Source organism: Vibrio sp. J2-4 (assembly GCF_021728155.1).
Classification (GTDB): Bacteria; Pseudomonadota; Gammaproteobacteria; order Enterobacterales; family Vibrionaceae; genus Vibrio; species Vibrio diabolicus.
This window is the reverse complement of record NZ_JAKKCN010000001.1, coordinates 1,161,774-1,181,557: the sequence shown is the minus strand read 5'-3', so window position 1 is coordinate 1,181,557 and position 19,784 is coordinate 1,161,774. Positions and strand designations below refer to the sequence as shown.

At 45.5% G+C, this 19,784-nt stretch carries 7 protein-coding genes; 3 read left to right on the top strand and 4 right to left on the bottom strand.

Features of this window, described 5'->3' with window-relative positions:
• Positions 1-11: 11 nt before the first annotated feature.
• Positions 12-8,792, top strand: coding sequence for a tandem-95 repeat protein (locus tag L3V32_RS05320; RefSeq protein ID WP_237283933.1), 8,781 nt, complete (start codon positions 12-14; stop codon positions 8,790-8,792).
• An 87-nt stretch (positions 8,793-8,879) separates the two neighbouring features.
• On the opposite strand, the gene L3V32_RS05315 is transcribed toward L3V32_RS05320, so the two are convergent.
• Both L3V32_RS05315 and L3V32_RS05310 read right to left on the bottom strand, forming a co-directional pair.
• Positions 8,880-9,494, bottom strand: coding sequence for an OmpA family protein (locus tag L3V32_RS05315; protein ID WP_006741557.1), 615 nt, complete (start codon positions 9,492-9,494; stop codon positions 8,880-8,882).
• A 2-nt stretch (positions 9,495-9,496) separates the two neighbouring features.
• Positions 9,497-10,813: a TolC family outer membrane protein gene (locus tag L3V32_RS05310; protein WP_048626423.1), complete on the bottom strand. Its 1,317-nt coding sequence runs from the start codon at positions 10,811-10,813 to the stop codon at positions 9,497-9,499.
• 402 nt (positions 10,814-11,215) lie between these two features.
• Here L3V32_RS05310 and L3V32_RS05305 point away from each other — a divergent pair, with 402 nt between their 5' ends.
• Entirely contained in the window at positions 11,216-16,585 is a 5,370-nt protein-coding gene (locus tag L3V32_RS05305; RefSeq protein WP_237283932.1) for a Calx-beta domain-containing protein, read from the top strand.
• 75 nt (positions 16,586-16,660) lie between these two features.
• Here the strand turns inward: L3V32_RS05305 and L3V32_RS05300 are convergent, their stop codons facing one another.
• Both L3V32_RS05300 and L3V32_RS05295 read right to left on the bottom strand, forming a co-directional pair.
• On the bottom strand, positions 16,661-17,854 hold the full coding sequence (locus L3V32_RS05300; RefSeq protein WP_167713295.1) for a class I SAM-dependent methyltransferase: 1,194 nt from the start codon (positions 17,852-17,854) through the stop codon (positions 16,661-16,663).
• A gap of 162 nt (positions 17,855-18,016) precedes the next feature.
• Positions 18,017-19,420: a methyl-accepting chemotaxis protein gene (locus tag L3V32_RS05295; protein WP_150918756.1), complete on the bottom strand. Its 1,404-nt coding sequence runs from the start codon at positions 19,418-19,420 to the stop codon at positions 18,017-18,019.
• A 90-nt stretch (positions 19,421-19,510) separates the two neighbouring features.
• On the opposite strand from L3V32_RS05295, the gene yccX reads away from it, so the two are divergent.
• Positions 19,511-19,783, top strand: a complete 273-nt coding sequence (gene yccX, locus L3V32_RS05290) for an acylphosphatase (RefSeq protein WP_005396574.1) — start codon at positions 19,511-19,513, stop codon at positions 19,781-19,783.
• The last annotated feature ends 1 nt before the right edge of the window (position 19,784 follow it).

Genomic DNA, 19,784 nt, shown 5'->3' with positions numbered 1-19,784 from the left:
CCGTTAATCCAGTGAACGATGCGCCAACCATCAAGGTTGATGCCGTAGAAAGCATCACTGAAGACGCAGTGAGCACTGATACGGTAGTCGCAACCTTAACGGTTCGTGATACTGACACGCCAGAAGATGAGCTTACGGTGTTGCTAGAAAACAACTCAAAAGGTTACTTCGTGTTGGTTGGCAATGAAGTCAAACTAACTCAAGCGGGCGTCGATGCAGTTAACAACGATGAACTCAACCTTAAATACCTGACTATCAGCGCGTCAGTGTCGGATGGTGTTAATCCAACGGCTAGCGACAGTGATAGCTTGGTTGTGAATCGTGTTAACGATGCGCCAACAGTTGATAATGCCATTACAGATCAAGTGTTATCGGAAGATTTCGATGCATACACGATCGACTTGAATGAAGTATTTAAAGATTCCGATTCCTCGCTAGAATTCTCCGTCTCTGGCAATAACAACATCCAAGTCTCTATTGTGAATGGCGTTGCTACCATTACTCCGATTGCGGATTGGAATGGCAAAGAGACAATTACGTTCACAGCTAAAGACTCAAGTGGTGAAAGCGTTAGTCAAACGGTGAACTTCACGGTAGCGCCTGTGGCGGACATCGTGGCAGACAACGCGACGGTTGCGGAAGACACGCCAACCACCATCAAGGTTTTAGGTAACGACACGTTCGAAGGCGACGACAAAGTGGTGTCGCTGGATACCAACAACGGACCAGCTAACGGCACGGTCTCGGTCAACCCGGACGGCAGCGTCACTTACACGCCAAACGACAACTACCACGGTACAGACAGTTTCACCTACATCGTCACCTCCGGTGGCGTCAGTGAGTCCACCACGGTGAACGTCGATGTGACACCGGTCAACGATGCGCCTGTGGCGAAAGATGACATCGCTACGACACAAGAAGACACCGCAGTGACGATCGATGTCCTGCCAAACGATAATGATGTGGATGGCGATAAGCTGAGTATTGAATCAGCCTCTGTACCTAAAGAGCAGGGTACGGTTGAAGTGGAGGATGGAAAACTCGTCTTCACACCGGCAGAAAACTTCAATGGTGACGCTGAAATCACCTATATCATAACGGACGGTCAATTGACCGATGAAGCGAAGGTGACCGTTACCGTTAATCCAGTGAACGATGCGCCAACCATCAAGGTTGATGCCGTAGAAAGCATCACTGAAAACGCAGTGAGCACTGATACGGTAGTCGCAACCTTAACGGTTCACGATACTGACACGCCGGAAGATGAGCTTACGGTGTTGCTAGAAAACAACTCAAACGGTTACTTCGTGTTGGTTGGCAATGAAGTCAAGCTGACTCAAGCGGGCGTCGATGCGATTACCAACGATGAACTTAACCTTAAAGACCTGACTATCAGCGCGTCAGTGTCGGATGGTGTTAATCCAACGGCTAGCGACAGTGATAGCTTGGTTGTGAATCGTGTTAACGATGCGCCAACAGTTGATAATGTCATTACAGATCAAGTGTTATCGGAAGATTTCGCGACCTACACGATTGATTTAAACGACGCATTTAAAGACAGCGACTCCGTGCTTAGCTTCTCAGTAGCCGGTAACAGCAACGTGTTGGTTTCGATTGAAAATGGCATCGCGACCATCTCACCAACGGCAGACTGGAACGGATCAGAAATCCTAACCTTTACGGCTACCGATCCAAGCGGCGAGAGTGTTAGTCAAACCGTGAACTTTACGGTTGCGCCTGTGGCGGACATCGTGGCAGACAAAGCGACGGTTGTGGAAGACACGCCAACCATCATTAACGTCTTAGGTAACGACACGTTTGACGGCGACGATAAAGTGGTGTCGCTTGATACCAGTAAAGGCCCAGCTAACGGCACGGTCTCGGTCAACCCTGATGGTAGCGTAACCTACACGCCAAACGACAACTACCACGGTACAGACAGCTTCACCTATATCGTCACCTCTGGTGGTGTCAGTGAATCCACCATTGTTAAAGTTGATGTCACGCCAGTAAACGACAAACCTGACAGTGAAGACTTTACGCATGTCGCCGATGATCAGCTTACGCACGTTGTGTTTGATACCGATACGAAACCTCTGGGTAGCGGTGACCCTAAGGATCATATCGCGGATGTTGAAGACGACTTAAAAGGCAACGATCTACATGTCCGAATTACTGAACTGCCAACCTCAGGTACGTTGTTCTTTAAAGATAGTGATGGTGAGTTGCACGAAATTAAAGAAGTAAGCGATACGCTTTATGACAAAGACAGCCTTTACTATGAAGCTGATAATGTTGGCTTCTTATTAGGTATCAAAGATCGTCCTAATACGCCTAATAGCTCGGAATCTACAACAGATTTCAATAACTGGGGATTAAGTGAGGATGGTGGTTCATCACATTCCCGTACTGAGCATTTAGCAAATGGAGCTTCTATCACCATTTCTTCTGATAGCGGTGAGCTTGCGCAGTACAACCGCCAGGTGTCACACATCGGCAATGGTATCGCTGACAATGATGGGCAGGGTATTGAGAAAGGTGAAACGATTACGATCGATTTGTCTAATAATCCTGTGGGCAGCGTAAACCTTGGCTTAGATGGATTAGGTGGATTGTTTGATTACGGTGATGACAACGCAGCACTTATTACGGTTACATACTTAGATTCAAATAATGTCCAACAGACTCAAACGTTCGAGTTTTTGAAGCCTGAAGGCAACTTCATGCTATTCCAAGAAACAAGCGTTGGTTATGGGAAAGATCTAGCTCTTCCTGAAGGTTCGGTCATTACTCAGTTAGATTTTTCTACGAAAAATGAAGGTAACTGGGAGTTACGTTATGTAGAAGGTGTTCCTGCCGAAGACAGCTTTGGATATGTGGCAGTCGACTCTGAAAATGGCGTTAGCGATCCATCTACAGTCAATATCGTTAACGAAATGTTAGATGGTAATGTTGCGGAGAACGGGCCAAGTCTCTCTGTGGTCGGTGATAGTGTGACCGAGGGTGACAATATCACGTTCTCGGTTGTTTTAGATGAAGTCACCAGCACTGCTGTTAAGTACCAAGTTGATATGCTTGCTCAAGGTTCTTCAGTTGATAAGAATGACGTAAATCTATCGAATGCAACCTACACAAATGGTGTTGTTTTCTTAGGTGGTTACTTGATTGTTCCAGCAGGTATAAGTAGCTTCGAAATATCGATTCCGACTATTGATGACTTGGTTGTGGAAAGCAGCGAAACGATCGTTCTTGAGCTCGGAGGTGAAACGGGGACGGCAACAGTTCTTGATAATGATAGTACAGAACTTAGCGTAATAGATGCTGGCGATGTCATTGAAGGAACTGACGCAATATTTACCGTTTTACTCTCTAACCCTGTTCAAGAGGCCGTTGTCGTCAATCTGAAGTCAACAACAAATGATAGCTATACTGCGGAAGATGTTGATCTAGGCACTATGGTAGTGACCTATGTGGATACTCATGGTCAAACTCAAACATTAGATATAGCGCCTAATGGAGACGTTACTATACCTCCAGGTGTCGCTGAAATTAAAGTCGCAGTCCCGACCAAACTAGATAATGTCCATGAAGGTGATGAGAGCTTTGGTCTGACGGTTACGGAAATCGGTAGTGTCACCAGTAATGGTATTGCAACTGGTAACGCAAATATTGTGGATTCTGATCCTGCACCTTTAGTTAGTATTAGTGCCGATCAAAACAGCGTAAATGAAGGTGAAACGGCAGGCTTTACGCTGACACTTGATAAAGTTGCAGATGAGAGTGTTACGGTTCATGTCGAATATAGTGGTGTGGCCCAAGATGGAAAAGATTTTGTTGGCGTTCTGAGTGTTGAAGTTCCTGCGGGTCAATCTTCAGCGGCTCTTGACTTACTGACGGTCACCGATGGTATTTATGAGGGCGCAGAATCTTTCACAGTAACCATTAAAGAGGTGGATGGCGCTGATGCGAGCATTGCTTCAAATAACAGCGCAAGTGTTGTGATCGTTGATGCCCAAAGTGCACCGAAAGTGACTATTGGCTCAGATCAATCCTCAGTTGATGAAGGTAGTGATGCAAAATTTATCGTCAACATTGACCAAAAAGCAGATGAAGATGTACTGGTAACATTCACAATCGGAGGGAATGTTGATGACAAAGATTATATTGCTCCAAGTACGTACACAGTCACGATTCCAGCGGGTAAAACGTCGGCGCCGATTGATATAAAAACTCTCGATGATGGTATTTACGAAGATCTTGAAAACCTAACCGTGACTCTAATTGATACGGTTGGTGCAGATTCGACGCTTGCAAGTGACTCGAATGAAGCAACAGTATCTATTATAGATGCTCAGCACGCTCCAGAGTTTATTTCTGGCGGCGATAGTGCTGGTGACAAACCAAATGATGATGTTTACGACTTCGGGTCAGTTAACGAAAACACGGTGAGTGGGTCCGTTATTGGTACGGTCGTCGCTGAAGATCACGATAATGACGTGCTTGTATACCGCTTTGCAGATGGCTCGACCACTAATGGTATTTTTGATATCGACCCGACAAGCGGAGAGATTTCATTGAACAAGACAATCGATGATGTTGACTTGGGCGATTATACGCTTCAGGTTGAGGTTATCGATGGAACTGGCGGGATTGATACTGCCGAGGTCAATGTTTCTCTGGTAAATGTGAATGATGCTCCTGAATCTTCGCCTTCCGCGGTTGAGATGAGTGAAGATACCCAAGTGATGCTTGATTGGTCATCATTCGGTATTAGCGATGTGGACTCTAACGTATCAGAGCTCTCCGTCCAAATCACAACGCTTCCTAGCGATGGGTCATTAGAGTATAAAGATTCGCAAGGCGATTGGCAGTCTGTCCAAATCCATCAAGTGCTTGATAAATCGCTCTTTGATGAAAACAGTGTTCGTTTTGTACCTGAATTAAATGAGTCTGGCAGTGACAGTTTCGGCGGAAATCAAGTCGGAGACCAGGAGTCTAGTTACGCTCAAATTGGCTTTAAACCAACAGATGGACAGAGTACCGGTCAAGAGTCAACACTAACAATAGACGTAAACCCTATCGCTGATAAACCGAACTTAATCGCAGTGACGCACGAGAACTCATTACCCCAACAAGAGTTTAACGTTACGACATGGAGTAATGTTCAAGTTGGTTCTAGTGATGGTATGGGGGTCAATGGAGAGACTCTAATATCAGCGATCAACGCTCTTGATGCAGCAGATGGTACTCAATTGAGTTGGTCAAATGTGGAAGATTTAGGGACTAATGCGACCTTAGCAAATGAGGCCGTTCTCGTTACATCTCTTGTTTATCTGGAAGCTGGTTCGAGTTACGACTTTGTTGGCCAAGCCGATGATAGCCTTGCAATCAAGTTGGGTGGTACGTTACTTGATCAAGCTCGTTGGGGTAGCGACAGTGGTGATATTAAGGGTGCTAGCTTTACACCTTCGGTATCTGGCTTTTATCCAATTGAAATTTATCACCATAACCAAAGTGGTCCGGGTAACTTTAATGTGGATGTATCCATTAATGGACAAGCACCTGTCAATCTGAGCAACAGCAGTCTTTACGTAGTTAGTGATGAAAGTGCACTAGAAGCAACTGATATCAGAACGTCTGAACTACAAGAAGTTAATGGTGTTGCGTTTTACGAAACATATCAGCTGAACGAAGGGTTACAAGATACAGCGATACCGCTCTCTGAAATAAAAACAAGCTTAAATGATAAAGATGGCTCTGAATCACTTAAAGTCACGCTAACTGGCTTACCTGTAGGTGCGATCCTTTCAGATGGAAACAGTTCTATTACTGTAGCAACCATTGATGAAGAACTGGACGTGACAAGTTGGGCATTAGATACACTTACTGTGACTCCACCAGCTGGCTCCCATGATGACTTCACAATCAATTTGACGGCAACGAGTACAGAACGCGCGAATGGTGATTCAGCGGAGTCTAACTTAGCGATCAATGTTGTAGTACATGAGAACTTACCGACGGAAACGGAAAGTGATATTGGGAAGACCAACGAAGATAGTTCGCTACAGGGTAACGTATTGCGTAATGACTTTGATGACGACAACACCCTGATGGTTGATCACATTACTATTAATGGCACTGACTATGCGGTAGGTGAAAACGTATCTTTGACCAGTGGCACTTTATTAGTAAACCAAGATGGTAGTTACGTATTTGAACCTACCGAGCACTGGTCAGGTGATGTTCCATTAATTAATTACACCACAAATACTGGCGCAACAAATACGCTTGATATCAACGTTGTCGCAGTTGCAGATGCCCCTGCGATCACGATTAATGTTGGAGAGTTAGTAAAAAGAGATGCTGTTGATCCTAATCACAACTTAGCTACTTCTGCGATAGATAAAACGCCTACAGAGAATGAACTCGTCGCTGCTGATCTTGGTTTGGATGATGTCGAGCAAAAAAATCACTCATACGCCGGAGTGATGCTAGGAGACAACAACGACAGAAGTGATACCGATAGTTTATTCGTTGGGACTGATTACAATGACACCTTCTATGGTGGCGGCGGTGATGACGTATTTATTGGCGGTGGTAATAACGACTCTTTCTATGGTGATGATGCGTCCACTATTACAGATTATGATGGCCAAGATACGGTTTACTTAACTGGAAACTTCAGTGACTACAAAATGACCTTCAAAGACGATCATGGAGGTCAAGTCCCATATTGGATTTTGCTAGATAATCGTTCTATCGATTCGGTAAACGACCACACAGGTAGTGATGATCGTGGTGATCACTTATATGAAATTGAACGAATTGTTTTTGCAGACAAAGTCGTTGAATTGAAGCCCGACGGCACCTATGAAGTGCTTCAAGAGCGTTGGATTCCCGTTGATATTAACGTTGATTTGGTTGATGTCGATGGAAGTGAAAGCTTGGCGCAAACTGTTTTTGTGGAAGGTTTGCCGGATGGTGTAGAGCTGTATATCGATGGACATGCCGTTAATCAGGACGCAAACGGTAATTACCTTGTCACTCTGGATGCTAACGGTAAGGTCTCTTTAGATATCAGAGTGCCGTTTGATTATGAAGGTAGTCTAGAGTTCCCACTAAGCGTTACCGCGACGTCGGTTGAAGAAGCAAATAATGATGCTGCTTCAACAACAGAGTCTGTTGAGCTTACAGCTCGTGACTATGTTCTAGAGTCGGGTTCACATGGGAACGATCAGATAACGGGCAGTGACGATCACGATATTATTGTTGGCGATGTCCAAGGATTGGAGATTATTGCGGGTCAGGACTACAACATCGCCTTTGTTTTGGATACTTCAGGGAGCATGGGTAACTGGGTAGGAACTGCGAAGCAAGAAGTGCTAGATGTGTTTGATGAACTGTTAAGCGCTGCAAATCAGGGTGAGAAGCCTGGAACAGTGAATATTCACCTCAGTGAGTTTGCTTCAAGTGCGTCAGCAGTTATTTCCGTTGACTTGAGTTCTCCAACAGCAAGAGATGAGTTTGTAAAAGAACTGAATAGTGCTATAGGTGATGAGGGTGACGGCGGCACAAACTATGAGGCGGGTTTACAGTCAGCTGTTGAATGGTTTAGCAGTCAACCTAACCCTAATGGCCAAAATATCACGTACTTTGTTACTGATGGTCAACCAAATAGAGCAACGCATCTCTATCATTTAGCGCCGAATGAATTCTCGAAAGTGATTTTGGATGTCGATGATTCTGGCAAGCTTGTTACCCTGCAAGATATAGTTAGTAACAGTAGTTATTCATACGGACAGACGGTTACCTACAAAGGTGACGTCGTTATAGATAGTTACGGTCAGGTATATTCACCGCTAACAGGCAGAACCCTTGGTGATATCGACAGATATAATGATTCTATCCGTTACTACGATGAAGGTGGTAGCTCAACACAAGCTCAACATATGTATCAAGTGTTAGCAGCATTGTCTTCAGTAGAGTCGATAGGTCTTGGTAGTGGTGTTGATGAACAAACACTTAAGCAGTATGACACTGATGGTGTGGTAGAGTCAGATATCGATGTTACTAAACTTGCTGAAACGATATTGGGTCAAGATGTGCCCCTAAAACAAGGCTCAGACACTATTCAGGGTGGAGAAGGTGACGATATCTTGCTGGGTGATTTAATTGAATTTGGCGGTAATGAGCAAGGTTTGAGTGCGATTCAATCACATGTGGCACAGCAAACGGGTCAAGATGTTTCTACCATTGATGGTGAAGACATCCATGAATACGTTAAAAATAACCTAGAAGAATTCAACCAATCTCACCAAGGTGATAAGTCGGATAACTTATCTGGTGGTGCTGGCAACGATTTACTGTTTGGTCAGGGTGGTAACGACATACTCGTTGGTGGTGAAGGTGATGATATTCTGATTGGTGGTTTAGGTAATGATATCTTAACGGGAGATGAGGGCTCTGACATCTTTAAGTGGAGTGAAGTGACCAACGAGGTTGATACCGTTACTGATTTCAATAAAGATGAGGATACGTTAGACTTCTCCGATCTGTTTGATGACTTATCTAAAGATGAAATTGGAGAGCTTCTTACTGATCTTCAGTCCGGTGATCATACTGGTGATGTCGGAGAGTATCACGTAGAAGTGGCACCAGATGGCGGCTCGGAAGCGAACTTGAGTATTACGAAAGGTGGCTCGACATTGGACATCCATTTTGATGGTGCAAGTGTCGATGATGTGACTCAAAGTCTGATTGCAAGTTTAGAAGCGCAATACAAAGACATGTAGCATGTCTAGCCACAGGTGAAATTGAAAATCAAAAAAGGTCTAGCATTTTGCTAGACCTTTTACTTTTAAACTCCGTTCATTGCGATGTTAGCTCTTAGGAAGTGTCGTGAAAACGGTCCACTCTTTCTTCACTTCACCTTTGTGGCCAATCACCGTTGCGGTGACTCGACGGTTCAACGCATGACTCACTTGGTCGGTGCCTTGTGTTGCAAGCACCGTGTCTCCATAGCCGACAATGGTGACTCTATCTCCACTAATACCATTCATCATGAGTTCTTTTCTAACGTTCTCAGCGCGGCGTTTAGATAAGTCAAGATTGTGTTCTGCAGTACCAGTACGACTGGCATAGCCCTGAATCTCTATCGATGTATTTGGATACTCCTTCAAGAAGTCGGATAGTTCTCGAATTTGCTCCGTAAAGATAGGATTGATCACATCGGAATCATTCGCGAACAGAACTCGAATTTGCATTTCTTGCGAGGAGTCGACATACGAACCGCAGCCATCGTTATCAATCTCGGCACCTAAAGGAGTACCCGGACATAAATCGCGCTCATTAATGACTCCATCAGAATCATCATCAAGATGATCTGCCCACTGATCGGCAATTGGCGTATCAATATAATCATATTCATCGCCTTTATCGGATGAACTGCATGCCGAAATCATCAATGAGAGTGCAATAAGAGTTATGTATTTCATAATTAATACTCCACTTCTTCTAGCCATTCTTTAGGCATTTCAACCCTTAATGCACTCAACAGTTGACCTGTTGCGTTCATCACTCGATATTTGGCGTACTGCTCTGCGTATTTAGAATCTAAGTAGTCTTTACGTGCCTCAAAGAGTTCGTTTTCAGTATTCAATAGATCAAGCAGCGTTCGCTTACCAATGCGATATTGTTTTTCATACGCAATAACGGTTTCAGATGCCGAGTCTACATGATCTGACAGGAACTCTTTTTGCTGTAGGGTCAAATCCAGTGCGCTCCATGAAAGCCTTAACCCTTCTTCAACATTGCGATAAGCACCTTCACGTAAGTCTTTCGCTTTATTTAACTGATAGGCGAAGTTTTCTGAGTTTGCAGCGTCACTGCCGCCATTAAATAGGTTGTAGCGTAGACGTAGCATGGCAAGTGTCTCATCACTGCGGCCTTTTAAGCCATCAGCGTCGTCACGCCATGTTTGTGAAGCTTCAATGGAAATGGTTGGGTAATTAACACCTTTAGATTGTTTGTATTGAAACTTAGCAGAGTCCACGTCTGCGAGCGCGACTTGAATGACAGGGTGCAGCTCAAATGCCAAACCTACCGCTTCATCAATGGTGTATGGAATGAAATTCTGATCCGCTCTTGGAAAGATCAACCCTTGCGGGGTTTGACCCACTAAACGAGTGAACATAGTGTGAGAGTCGTACAAATTATTTTGAGCAGCTGCCAAATTACCGTGCGCTTTTGCCAAACGTGCTTCTACCTGTGTTAAGTCAGCGGTAGAGCCGATACCTGAGTTGACTCGTTTTTTAATGTCTTCGTAAATATCTTTGTGAACCGCCAAGTTATTTTCAGAAAGCTTGAGTATTTCGTAAGCTTTTACTGCGTCTAAATACACTTTGGTGACTTCAAGCGCTTTATCTGATGCATCGGCCAAAAGTTGAAATCTAACTGACTCTGCATCGGCTGCGGTACGATCGATATCATTTAAGGTTGCACTGCCATCCCATATGAGCTGAGTTAGTGTTACCGAAGCTTCCTTTCGAGTGTAATCTGTATCCCCACGTCCCACCTCGTCAGAAGGGTCTAATCCCTCGTAACCAATGCCCGCATCTAAATCAATAGAAGGTAAGTAGGCGCCCGAAGAGGCTTCATTTACGTATTTTCGACTGGTGAACTCGTTAAATGCGCTCTTAATGTCAGGATTGTTTTTTAACGTCAATGCCACGGCTTGCTCTAAAGTTTGACCGAAAACGGGTAAAGACACTATTAAACTACAGCAGCAAGCAATATTTAGTCGGTTCCATTTCACGGTATTTCTCCTAAAAATTCGTGTTGCTTTTTGCTATTTCATCTCATAACTGAGACGAAACATCATAAATAACAGTGCTTGAGTAAGGGATTTATCAACCTACTGTTAAAACTAGGCTTTTGTTTAAAAATTCCAGAATTTCGCCTTTTTAAACCTTAGCACATATGGCAAATGTTGCTCAGCAACACAGCATGTTTAGGCCAGAAAAAAGCGTGAATTCTTAATATCATAGCGTTTCGCAGCTAGCGTAACTCTGTACTTTTTGAATAACTCCGCCCCTTGAGTTACCAAGCATCCCACGAGCTGCGCATACAACGAAAAAATGATGATTTTGACTAAACTATAGACGTAAATGTAGGGGTGACAAACTTTTGACTTGGTTTGAAGTGGGGCGAGGTAGATATGGATCGAGTAACTTTGAGCTCATTGATGGGCAACATCGTGGTTATCGGGCTGGATGGGGAAATTAGGACCCTAGAAGAGGGACAACTACCTCAACCAGGAGAGTTAATAATTGATGAGGTATCAGATACTTCTGAGCTTGTGATCGAGCAGGTGACACCACAAGGAAGTTCGATAAACGTAACTGATGATATCACAGCGTTAATTGAAGCAATTGCTAGTGGGGAAGACCCGACTGAGCTGGGTGAAGAGTTTGATCCTGCTGCAGGTGAAGGAAACGGGTCTAGCCCACAAAATACGGGGGCTATAGATCGCACAGGTGCTGAATTACTCGCCAGTACCAATTTTGAGACAGTGGGAACTGACGGAACAGGATTTTCAAGTACTCAGGTAGAGACGCTACTCGATATTTTCCAAATACAACCACCAGAACCAACAGCAATATCAGTTCCTACAACAGTAATTGTTCAAGAGATTTCCAGCCCAACTGTCAATGAGGGTGATCTAGTTTCCTTCGACATCACACTTAACCAACCAACGGAAGACAATATCAATATCACTTTTTCTCTGTTCGATCAGACTGCGACTGGTGGATCTACTGACGAGAGCGGAAGTGACTACGTCAACGAGAGTGTTCTCATAACATTTTCCGATGGTACAACAGAAGAGATCTCAGTCGATGACAACGGTATTTTTACTGTGTCGGTCCCGTTAGGTGAAAATGGTTTTACGGTTTCTCTCGACTCTATAAATGACTCTATATTCGAAGGTCCAGAAACATTTACGCTTTCTGGCAACACAGAAGAACAAAGTACACCTGCAACTGGGATTGCAACCATTGTTGATGATGGTAGTGGGTCTGGTTTAAGTCCTGATGATGATCGTCCAACGGTAACGATGAGCGATGCAGGGACGATTAATGAAGGTGAGTTAGCCAGCTTTAAAGTGTCTTTATCGAATCCATCAGCTACAGATATTGAGGTCGAACTAAGTCTCAACCTCGGTGATACAGAAGCCGGCGACTTAGGTACCTTGGAATACAACACGGGCTCCGGTTGGGTCACGGTGCCAAACGATGGCGTGGTAACGGTGCCAGCCGGGCAAACTGAGTTTGATGTGCGCATTGCTTCCATTGATGACGCCGTTTACGAAGGCCCTGAAGATTTCAGTGTTACGGTAACGGGCATTGGGGCGGTGCAAGGCAGCGATACAGGTACGGCAACGATTGTGGATGACGGCAGCGGCCCAGATCCCGATCCAGACGATGACCGTCCTAGTGTGGCTATTACGGATGCTGGCACTATTAATGAAGGTGAAACAGCTAACTTCAAAGTTACGTTATCGAATGCGTCTGAAGCGGAAACGCAAGTAGAGTTGGGTTTTAATCTCGGCGACACCGAAGCTGGTGACTTAGGTATCTTAGAATACAACACGGGAAGTGGTTGGGTTGCAGTGCCAAACGATGGCGTGGTGACGGTGCCAGCCGAGCAAACCGAGTTTGATGTGCGCATTGCTTCCATTGATGACGCCGTTTACGAAGGCCCTGAAGACTTCAGTGTGACAGTAACTGGCATTGGGGCGGTGCAAGGCAGCGATACGGGTACGGCGACGATAGTGGATGACGGCAGTGGCCCGGGGCCTGATCCGGATGATGACCGTCCAAGTGTGACTATTACCGACGCTGGCATCATTAATGAAGGTGATACGGCTAACTTTAAAGTCACCTTATCGAACGCCTCAGAGTCAACTGTTCAAGTTGAACTCGGCCTCAACTTAGGCGATACCGAAGCCGGAGACTTAGGCTCCTTGGAATACAACACGGGAAGTGGCTGGGTCACAGTACCAAACGATGGCGTGGTGACGGTGCCTGCCGGGCAGACTGAGTTTGATGTGCGTATCGCTTCCATTGATGATGCGGTGTACGAAGGTCCGGAAGATTTCAGTGTTACGGTAACGGGCATTGGCGCAGTACAAGGCAGTGATACGGGCACGGCGACGATTGTGGATGACGGCAGTGGTCCAGGTCCCGATCCAGATGATGACCGTCCGAATGTCTACATCGTTGAAGATAGCGTGGGTGTTAACGAAGGTACCGATGCTGTGTATACCGTTAGATTGTCGGCGGCGGCCGATATCGATGTGACCGTCAGGTTGAACACCTCAACCGACGGCAGCAACACGGCAGAAGCGGACGATATAGGTAGCTTTGTGGTGACCCTTGCTGATGGTGTGACAGTGGTGAATGCCAACAGTGACGGTACGTATACCATTCCCGCCGGTGAGAAAGAGCTGAAAGTCACTGTGCCAACCACAGATGATGGCGTCTACGAAGGGGATGAAACCTTCACTGTGGCGGTACAAGGTGACACTGGCGTCCTAGGCAGTGACAGTGCGCTGGGCATTATTTACGACGGTGGTAACGGCCCTGGTCCCGATCCAGACGATGACCGTCCAAGTGTCTATATTGTCGAAGATAGCGTGGGCGTGAATGAAGGTACTGAGGCTGTGTATACCGTCCGGTTGTCGGAGACTGCCGATATTGACGTGACGGTAAGGTTGAGCACATCAACAGGAGGAACTAATACGGCAGAGCCTGGCGACATTGGTGCTATTAAGCTGACATTATCTGATGGAGTAACTGTGGTGACCGCCAACAGTGATGGCACGTATACTATCCCAGCAGGTGAAACCGATCTCAAACTGTTTGTCCCAACCACGGACGACGATGTGTATGAAGGAGGTGAAACCTTCACGGTTGCAGTGCAAGGTGCAACTGGAGTACTTGGTACTGACACTGCGTTGGGCATTATTTACGACGGCGGTAACGGCCCTGGTCCTGACCCGGATGATGATCGCCCGACCGTATCTATCTCAGATGCGGGTATCGTAGATGAGGGTGATATCGCGACGTTTACCGTGTCATTGAGTAATGCTTCGGAAGGTACAGTTCAGGTGCAGTTGACCTTAAACCCAGACGAAACAGAAGTGGATGATCTTGGCTCGCTAGAATATAACACCGGAGCAGGTTGGGTTGCTGTGCCTGTCGATGGCATCGTAACAGTGCCAGCAATGCTTACCGAATTTGATGTGCGCATTGCGACCATTGATGATGAAGTTTATGAAGGTCCGGAAGACTTCAGCGTGACCGTGACTGGTTTGGGCGCAGTTCAGGGCACCGATACTGGTTTGGCGACCATTGTGGATGATGGCACTAAAACGGACGACGATCGACCAACTGTGTCTATCTCGGATGCGGGTACCATTGATGAAGGTAGTTTCGCTACATTTACCGTGTCATTGAGTAATGCCTCAGAAGCAGCGGTCGAGGTTCAATTAACGCTGAATCTGGATGAAACAGAAGTGGATGATCTTGGCTCGCTAGAATATAACACCGGAGCAGGTTGGGTTGCTGTGCCTGTCGATGGCATCGTAACAGTGCCAGCAATGCTTACCGAATTTGATGTGCGCATTGCGACCATTGATGATGAAGTTTATGAAGGTCCGGAAGACTTCAGCGTGACCGTGACTGGTTTGGGCGCAGTTCAGGGCACCGATACTGGTTTGGCGACCATTGTGGATGATGGCACTAAAACGGACGACGATCGACCAACTGTGTCTATCTCGGATGCGGGTACCATTGATGAAGGTAGTTTCGCTACATTTACCGTGTCATTGAGTAATGCCTCAGAAGCAGCGGTCGAGGTTCAATTAACGCTGAATCTGGATGAAACAGAAGTAGGTGACCTTGGCACTCTAGAGTACAACACCGGTTCAGGTTGGGTAAGTGTACCTGTAAGTGGCATTGTGACGGTGCCGGCAGGTATGACGGAATTTGATCTACGCATCGAATCAATTGATGACGGTGTGTACGAAGGCCCTGAAGATTTCAGCGTTACAGTAACTGGCTTGGGAGCAGTGCAAGGCAGCGATACTGGTCTGGCGATCATCGTGGATAACTCACCACCTACAGCCCGTGATTTCATCATTTCGCTCGATGTTCAAAATGGTATTTTCCCGGTTCAGGATGTTGAGTTTGATGGATTAACGACGTCTGGGGAACAGCGTGTTGAAGATCTCGAAGATGACGCAGTTACTGCAAATGATGATGATATTTTAATTCAGGTCGTTAGCCTTCCTGAACACGGTGAACTGTATTATGTGGATGGAAATGGACAGGAAGTCATTATAGACGAAACCACACAGTTCCCTGAAAACACAGAGGTTAAGTATCGTCTGACTGAAGATTTCTTTGAGGAGCAGAGCTTTGACTCAGCCGATCTTCTTGAAGATCAAGGGAAAGATATCTTGGTTGGTTCTTACACTCCTCCTAACTCGAACTTAACGTTCACTGGAGGTCAGATCACCACCATTGGCAACAGCATCATCTTTGATTCCGACGCTCAGATTTCAGTCGATTTTGCGAATCAACAGGTCGGGTTGGTTGTCGTTTCGCCAAATGAAACGGGTCAGGGTGATGAAATCAGTACTGGTGAATATATTACGTTAGAACTGGATGAGGATTTATCAGCAAACGAAGCGAAACTGAATTTAGCCAGTCTGAATGACCGCTTCAACAGTGGTGGTGCATGGTTAACGGCATACATCTTCCTAAATGGTGCACTTGTTGATGTTCAGCAGTTTTACTCAACGGATATTACTTATACCAGCAACCACGAAGGTTCTATTACCGTTGCGTTAGCAAATGGCAGCTTTGATGAAATTCGACTTACTCCAGAAACCGATAGCGCGAGTGATAAAGCGGGCTTTACCTTGGTGGGGACTGAAATTACCAGCTTTACTGATGTGAACGATGACTTTACTTATCAGGCAATCGACACTGATGGTGCGGTAAGTAACGAAGCTACGGTAGCGGTTGATTTCGAGAACGTCACGGTAGAGGCTGTCACGGCGCTTGGTTATCAAACCATGGCCTTAAATTCGGATCTGAATCTGGTTATGGGGACAGATGGCGATGATATTCTGGTTGGTACTGAAGGCAATGACCTGATCATCGGTGGTTTAGGTAATGATATCTTGACTGGCGGTGAAGGTGATGACGTATTCAAATGGACAGAAATGCAATCCGCAACGGATACCGTGACAGATTTCAGTGACGGGGATCAGCTCGATTTTACCGATGTATTTGATGATATGAGTGGTACTGATATTTCCACATTACTTGATGATCTCGGCTCGGGCGATTATCACGGAAGCGTGGATGACATTTCCGTTGAAGTGACTGAAAGTGGAGGTAACTCGACGTTGACCATCAACAAAGATGGACAACAGCTAGAGGTTAACTTTGATGGTGCCTCTGCAGCCGATATTGCCAATAGTCTGATTTCTAATCTCGAGCAATTACGAGAATAGATGGCCAAAAATAAAAAAACGGAGCGTTTTTTCGCTCCGTTTTTTATTTAAAAATACGGTAAACTAACACTGTGATTACAGAACTTTACATGCAAAACCTTTCAGGTAGAAACCTTCCGGGTATGCTGTATCGGTTGGGTGGTCAGCAGCTTGTTCAAAGCGCTCCACAAACTTTACTTGGCGGTTAGCATCTAAGGCTGCGTCAGCAATGATTTTCTGGAACAAAACTTGATCCATTAAGCCAGAGCACGAATAGGTCAGTAGCGTACCGCCAGGTTTTAGGATTTGCATTGCTAGCATGTTGATGTCTTTGTAACCACGACATGCGCCGTTTAGTTGGGCTTTACTGTCTGCAAACTTAGGTGGATCCATGATAACCACATCGAACTGAGTTCCTTGGTCACGATACTCACGAAGTAGTTTAAACACGTCTGCGTTTAGGAACACGGCGCGCTTCTTCGAGATATCAAATTCATTCAGTTCTGCGTTGAACTTCGCAGTGTCTAGAGCAGGCTGTGATACGTCAGCGTTTATCACACGCTTTGCATCACCTTTCAGAGCGTAAAGTCCGAAGCCACCTGTGTAAGAGAAGCAGTTAAGAACTTCCTTGCCTTTCACATATTTCATCGCTTGCTGGCGACTATCACGTTGATCTAGGTAGAAACCTGTTTTATGACCGCCAACGATATCTACACTAATCTTTACGCCATTTTCTTCGATGACGACCGATTTAGGTGGCTCTTCGCCGTGCAGTACACCAGTGGCTTCTTTCAAACCCTCTTTCTTACGTACCGCGACGTCAGAACGCTCGTACACATTACAATCAGGGAAGCACTCAACTAGAGCATCAACAATGGCCTGTTTATTGTGTTCTGCGCCAGCACTGAGAAGTTGACACACAAAGAAGTTTTGGTAACGGTCAATCGTAACGCCTGGCATACCATCAGACTCTGCCGCGATAAGGCGGTAACCCGTAAGGCCATCACGTTCGATAATGTCTTCACGAAGAAGTTGTGCGTCTTTTAATCGTTTTACGAAAAACGCGGTGTCGATTTCTTCTTTATCAAAACTCCAAATACGAGCACGAATTTGTGAAGCTGGCGAATATGCCGCTTTAGCTAGCCATTTACCGTCGTGAGTGAATACATCAACCGTTTCGCCAAGAGCGGGTTCGCCCTCAACTTTGTTGATGCCTCGAGAGAAGATCCAAGGGTGCTTGCGCTTGACCGATTTCTCACGACCTTTTACCAAATAGATAGCAGCTGTCATTTCATTAGCTCTTGTTGAATTTTGAAAGGGGCGTATTGTCCGGGATGTGAATGGTAAAAGCAATATCCCTCGGCAATCCAGTACATTGTAGTGACTTTTAAATACAAAAAAGGGTCACTAAAGTAACCCTTTTATTTGAACTGGTCGTAACAGATTACGTTGCTATGCTTTAAGTCCAGTAAGGAGCGACTCCATGGTGTCGCTTTGCTTACGCAGTTGATCCACGTTTTGTGAAGTCGTGCTGATCATATTGCACACGTTATCTGCTTGAACTCGAATCTCTTCAACGCTTGAGGCGATATTGTCCGCGACTACACCTTGTTCTTCAGCCGCTGTTGCAATTTGAATGCTACTGTCGGATATAGTTTGATTTTTATCTGCCAAAGAGCCGATTTCGTGATTCACTTCCGTCATGAGGTTTTGTCCCTCATTTGCATTGTTCACAGTCACTTCCATCAGTTTAGTAAGTGATTGACTGTTACGCTGTAATGATTCGATCATCGCTTGGATTTCAACCGTCGCTTGCTGAGTGCGTCCCGCAAGAGCGCGAACCTCATCCGCAACGACCGCAAATCCACGACCTTGCTCACCAGCGCGTGCTGCTTCAATGGCTGCGTTCAATGCAAGTAGGTTAGTTTGCTCGGAAATCCCATTAATGGTTGTCACGACTTCATCAATTTGTGCGGCATTGGCATCTAACTCCGCTACTGCCTGAGACGCAGATTGAATCTCATTAGAGAGGTTCGAAATCGAGTGAAGCGTATTCTCTACTTTTACTTGTCCAGACTGAGCCACGCTGCGCGCATCATCGGTTTGTGCGCTTGAATCGTGAGCTAATGTCGCGACTTCTCGAATCGTTGATGCCATCTGTTCCGTTGCACTCGCAAGAGAGTTGAGGTGCTCTTGTTGCGTCGCAGAAATATCTGAACTGTGATGAATTGATTGATTCAGGTCTGAGCTAATTTGTTGCATTAACGCCACAGACTCTTGAATCGACAGCACCATTTGTTGCTCTCGTTCTGCAACTTTGTCTATCGTAATAGCAATTTCACTAAACTCGTCGCGAACTGGGAAGAAGTTCATTCTCGCGGTTAGGTCACCATCCGCTAGGGTGTTTAATGCTTTATTCATCGTGAACATTGCGCCGCCGATAAACGTCATGATGTAGTAAACGCCAAGCGCGAGAATAAACAAGCTCACACAGATGATGCTCACTTGAGTCGTTGATAGGGCAGTCCATAGAGAAAGTTCATGGTTTGCAACCAAGCTGTACGCACCATTTAGAACAGACACGGATTGCGGACCAGAGCCAAGAGAAACGGTTTCTGAACCAGCTATGAGGTTTGCTACTTGCGATTGAGAAAGGTTGCCTGCCTCTATCAGACCTTTCATAAGCATGAGCTCTTCTTGGTACATACTTGAGATCAACGTATTAGCCGCGCTATTAAGGACGAGAGTGAGAATGACTAAAGCAAGAAGAGGGAGAACGAAGAGCAAATAGAACTTTTCTTGAATCTTTAAGTGAATGAGATACTTATCAATCCAGCGGAATGGAATTTCTTTCATAATTATAATAACCGTGCAAAAACCCACTATCCTTAGTGGGGTGAATAGACGAAAAGAATATATCACTCAGTAAAAAGAAGCGGTACAAAGATGAACGTAAAGTGTGAGAGATTTATAGTAAAAGGTCACGTTCAAGGCGTCGGCTTTCGTTACCATACTTCCCATCAAGGATTGAAACTGGGTTTGACGGGTTACGCGAAGAACCTAAACGATGGTGATGTTGAAGTGATGGCGTGTGGAACAGACGCACAAATAGCTGCGTTTTCCGAGTGGTTGAAAGAAGGCCCGCGAACGGCAACAGTAGAGAGTGTGATACAGGAGTCTGCGTCATATAAGCCGTTGCGCGGTTTTAAGATTTTGTAAA